Here is a 4381-nt window from a genome sequence, read left to right as displayed (position 1 = left end):
GACCAGGCCGATCCAGTTGGCGATGGAAGGCAGCAAGCCCAGCAGCAAGGCCGCGCCGACGGCAATCACCAGCACGGCTGGCTTGAAGATGCCGGAGAGTTTGCGGGCGGCAAGCACTGCGGCGACGATCGCGATGATGCCCAGTGCACCGGCCATTTCACCGGTGATGGCGCGCAGCATCGAGTAGTAAGGCGTGAAGTACCAGACCGGTGCGATGTGCGCAGGCGTCTTCAGCGGGTCGGCCGGGATGAAGTTGTTGTACTCCAGGAAGTAGCCGCCGAACTCGGGCGCGAAAAAGATGATCGCCGTGAAGATCATCAGGAAGACGCTCACACCGAAGATGTCGTGCACCGTGTAGTAAGGGTGGAAGGGTATGCCGTCCAGCGGGTGGCCTGCGGCGTCCTTCGGCGCATTCGGGCCCTTGATTTCAACGCCGTCGGGATTGTTGGAGCCGACTTCATGCAGCGCGATGATGTGCGCGGYCACCAGGCCCAGCAGCACCAGCGGCACGGCAATGACGTGGAAAGCAAAGAAGCGGTTCAGCGTCGCGTCACCGACCACATAGTCGCCGCGGATCAGCAGCGCGAGGTCAGGGCCGATGAAAGGGATGGCGGCAAACAGRTTGACGATCACCTGGGCGCCCCAGTAGCTCATCTGGCCCCATGGCAGCAGGTAGCCCATGAAGGCCTCGGCCATCAGGCACAGGAAAATCGCGCAGCCGAAGATCCAGACCAGCTCGCGCGGCTTGCGGTAGCTGCCGTAGAGCAGGCCGCGGAACATGTGCAGGTAAACCACCACGAAGAAAGCGGAAGCGCCGGTGGAGTGCATGTAGCGGATCAGCCAGCCCCAGGGGACGTCGCGCATGATGTATTCGACAGAGCCGAAAGCCAGTGCGGCGTCGGGCTTGTAATTCATCGTGAGGAAGATGCCGGTGACGATCTGGATGACCAGCACCAGCATGGCCAGCGAGCCGAAGATGTACCAGAAGTTGAAGTTCTTCGGTGCGTAGTACTCGCTCATGTGCTCTTTGTAGAGCTTGCTGGCGGGAAACCGGTTGTCGACCCAGTTCATCGCCTTGACGGCGAGCGGGGCATCGGGGGAAATTTCTTTGAATTCAGCCATAACTGATCCTGGTTCGGTGGGATTCTTTGGCAAGCACCTGGTACGCGGCAGAAAGGTCGGCGGGTATCAGGTGCTGGCTATAGGGTCTTGTGAAGGAGCTTGGTTAACGCGGGTTAAGGCAAGCGCCTCAGGCCTTCTTGTCTTCACCAATCAGCAGACGGGTGTCCGAAAGGTACATGTGCGGCGGCACTTCCAGGTTGTCCGGCGCGGGCTTGTTCTTGTACACACGGCCGGCCATGTCGAAGGTCGAGCCATGGCAGGGGCACAGGAAGCCGCCGGCCCAGTCGTTGGGCAGCGAAGGCTGTGCGCCGGGCTGGAACTTGTCAGAGGGCGAGCAGCCCAGGTGCGAGCAAATGCCCACCACCACCAGCGTTTCGGGCTTGATGGAGCGGTTTTCGTTGCGGGCGTATTCGGGGGTCAGTTCGTCGGGCTTGCGCTCGGATTTGGGGTCGGCCAGGAGGGCATCGACCTTGGGCAGCTCGGCGAGCTGCTCGGGCGTGCGTTTGATGATCCAGACGGGCTTGCCGCGCCATTCCACCGTGATCTTTTCGCCGGGTTTCACGCCGGAGATATCGACCTCGACGGCCGCACCGGCAGCCTTGGCTTTTTCGGAGGGCTGGAAAGTGCTGACAAAGGGGATTGCGGTGGCTGCAACGCCTGCGCCGCCTACAGCGCAGGTGGCCACGAGCCAGTTTCTTTTATCTTTATCGACGGGGGCGCCGTGGGGCACACCGTTCGCGCTTGCTTCGCTTGCTTGGGTCATGAGAGTCCTTCAAGAACTGGCTTGAAATAGGCTTGGTGGGAGGCTTAGTGGGGTCAACCCGCAATTGTAGCGGAGCGCGATGTCGTTTTTCAAGGCGGAGGGCCCGGCCCGGGCGGCGGCAGCCCGCATGGCTGGGCCGGAAGTGCCCGTTTTTAAGGCAGCCGGCCGCCTTCGCATATTTTGTTGCAAGCCGCGCCTTTCGCACCGCCCGAAAACACGGCCAGCCTTCATAATCATTTTTTGCAGAACGCCGGTACGGCCGGCAACCGCTACCAATAACAGGAGAGACTCATGGGAATGATGCAGGAATTCAAGGAATTTGCCGTCAAGGGCAATGTGATCGATCTGGCCGTAGGCGTGATCATTGGCGCCGCTTTCGGCAAGATCGTCGACGCCGTGGTGAGYGACCTGATCATGCCGCTGGTGGGCCTGGTCTTCGGCAAGCTGGACTTTTCCAGCATGTACGTATTGCTGGGCACTGTGCCGCCGGGCACCGACATGTCGCTTGAAGCCCTCAAAAAGGCTGGGGTCCCGGTCTTTGCCTATGGCCACTTCCTGACGGTGAGCGTCAACTTCGTCATCCTGGCTTTCATCATTTTCCTGATGGTCAAGCAGATCAACCGGCTCAAACGTCACCACGAAGCCGCACCACCGCCCGCCGCGCCGCCTGAAGACATCGTGCTGCTGCGCGAAATCCGCGACAGTCTAAAAAAGTAACCCCCCTGTTGCCCGCTCACTTCGTGTAGCGGGCCTCTCCCCTACAGGGGACGGCGCCTTGCGGCTGGCAAAGCCAGACCGCGGCCCCCGCTTGCGAAGGCATGGCTATGCTATTGATTTAATAGCTGCTTGCGCAGGCTCCTATTGGGCCAGGGCCCGATTTCGCTTGAATTTTCAGCCGGCAACAAGCTGGCGCGCCATGCGAACAGCCGCCAGCAAGCTGGATGCGTCCGCGCGCCCCGTGCCGGCGATGTCAAACGCCGTGCCGTGGTCGGGGCTCGTGCGCACCAGCGGCAGCCCCAGCGTCACGTTAACGCCCTGCTCCACGCCCAGGTATTTGACCGGGATCAACCCCTGGTCGTGGTACATCGCCACCACCACGTCAAACTCGCCGGGTTTGCCGACAGCATGGCGTGCACGCATGAACACCGTGTCGGGTGCGAAGGGACCGCTCACATCCAGCCCTTGCGCGCGGGCGGCAGCGATGGCCGGCGCGATGATGGCCTGCTCTTCGCTGCCGAACAGTCCGCCTTCACCGGCGTGCGGATTCAGCCCCGCCACCGCGATGCGCGGTGCCCGGCCCAGGCTGGCAGCCACCGCGCTGTGCGTGATGCGCAAGGTCTGCAACACGTTGTCAAAGGTGACGGCCTCAATGGCGCGCCGCAGTGACATGTGAATGCTTACCAACACGGTCTTGAGTTCATCGTTGGCCAGCATCATGCGCACCGGCACGTCCGCCGCCGATTTACCCAGAAAAGCGGCCGCCTCGGCCTGAAGCATTTCGGTGTGGCCCGGAAAAGCGGCCACCCAGCCACCGGCCGCCGCCAGTGCCTCCTTGTGGATGGGCGCCGTCACCATGGCGCATGCCTCGCCACCCAGCACGCTGCGCGCCGCCCAGACGATGCAGTCAGCCGCAGCCTGGCCCGCCCGCGCATTGACCTGGCCGTAAGGCACGGTCTCCAACTCGCATTTTTGCAACACCCCGATGCAATGGGGCGGCACCCCCGCCGCATCGGCCAGGGCGTCCAGCCGGGCCACCGGCAGCGCCAGCGGGGACGCTGTCAGCGCGGCAGCGCGGCGCATCGTGGCGACATCGCCTACCACGGCGCAGCCCGCCATTTCAACGGGCGCGTCGCGAAAAGCCCTGGCGATGATCTCCGGGCCGATGCCGGCGGCGTCACCCATGGTGATGAGCAGCGGCTTGTTCACAAGCCGGGCGCCGCCGCGGTGAATTGCGGCGACAGGGTGCATTTGGTTACAGGAAACCCCATAATCACAAAGAAACAKGTCAACACACCGGCTGCACAGCGCAGCGCCGGATCAATGAATTCAGGGGGGTCGGTCAGATGCATGCTGGGGGTATTTTGGCGCAAACCACATCGCAGCGGCAGCTCGCCGGCGCACAGGACATCAGCCTGCCATGAATGCTGCCATGCCCGTCCTGATGTCCGACGGTGAAATGATGCTGTGGAGTGCTGCGGCCGGCGCACTTGGCCTGGTGCTGCTGCTGGCCCTGGCCGATGCCCTTTACAGCCGCACCCGCGCTGCCTGGCAGACCCTGGCTTACCTCGCGCTTTGCTGGCTGGTGGTGATGCTGCTGAGCGGCCTGCCCATGGAGCTCTGGCCGGACGGCAAGGAGTCGCTGGGCATTGCGCAACTGCTTGTCGGGCCGGCTTGCGCGTCGATGGGCAGCTTCGGCGCCAGCAAATGGCTGTCGGCCCACCAGCGCGACCACCTGATGAAGGTCAGCCTGCTAACCATCACGCTGGTCTGCATCGC

Annotated in this window: 5 protein-coding genes; 2 read left to right on the top strand and 3 right to left on the bottom strand. The window is 63.0% G+C overall.

Features of this window, described 5'->3' with window-relative positions:
- Both AC1D1X_RS16650 and petA read right to left on the bottom strand, forming a co-directional pair.
- Positions 1-1122, bottom strand: a 1122-nt coding sequence (locus tag AC1D1X_RS16650) for a cytochrome b (protein ID WP_477698688.1), incomplete at its 3' end; no start/stop codon positions are given.
- 127 nt (positions 1123-1249) lie between these two features.
- Positions 1250-1885 carry a ubiquinol-cytochrome c reductase iron-sulfur subunit gene (petA, locus tag AC1D1X_RS16645; protein WP_457279695.1) on the bottom strand — a complete coding sequence of 212 codons (636 nt, stop codon included), beginning with the start codon at positions 1883-1885 and terminating at the stop codon, positions 1250-1252.
- 291 nt (positions 1886-2176) lie between these two features.
- Between petA and mscL the strand changes: the two genes are divergently transcribed.
- A complete protein-coding gene (gene mscL / locus AC1D1X_RS16640; protein WP_457279696.1) occupies positions 2177-2602 on the top strand; it encodes a large conductance mechanosensitive channel protein MscL in 426 nt (141 codons plus the stop codon).
- 174 nt (positions 2603-2776) lie between these two features.
- Here the strand turns inward: mscL and pdxA are convergent, their stop codons facing one another.
- Positions 2777-3853: a 4-hydroxythreonine-4-phosphate dehydrogenase PdxA gene (gene pdxA, locus AC1D1X_RS16635; protein WP_477698687.1), complete on the bottom strand. Its 1077-nt coding sequence runs from the start codon at positions 3851-3853 to the stop codon at positions 2777-2779.
- Positions 3854-4022: 169 nt separating this feature from the next.
- Here pdxA and AC1D1X_RS16630 point away from each other — a divergent pair.
- Positions 4023-4381: hypothetical protein (locus AC1D1X_RS16630; RefSeq protein WP_477698686.1), on the top strand; the 359-nt coding region annotated here is incomplete at its 3' end.

The organism is Polaromonas sp. P1_G4, assembly GCF_056405475.1.
Note: the sequence above shows the minus strand (reverse complement) of the source record. Positions and strands in the feature narration are given on the sequence as shown.

Coding starts and splice junctions, on each gene's coding strand:
- petA (WP_457279695.1), bottom strand. CDS start 1,885: ATGACCCAAGCAAGCGAAGCAAGCGCGAACGGTGTGCCCCACGGCGCC.
- pdxA (WP_477698687.1), bottom strand. CDS start 3,853: ATGCACCCTGTCGCCGCAATTCACCGCGGCGGCGCCCGGCTTGTGAAC.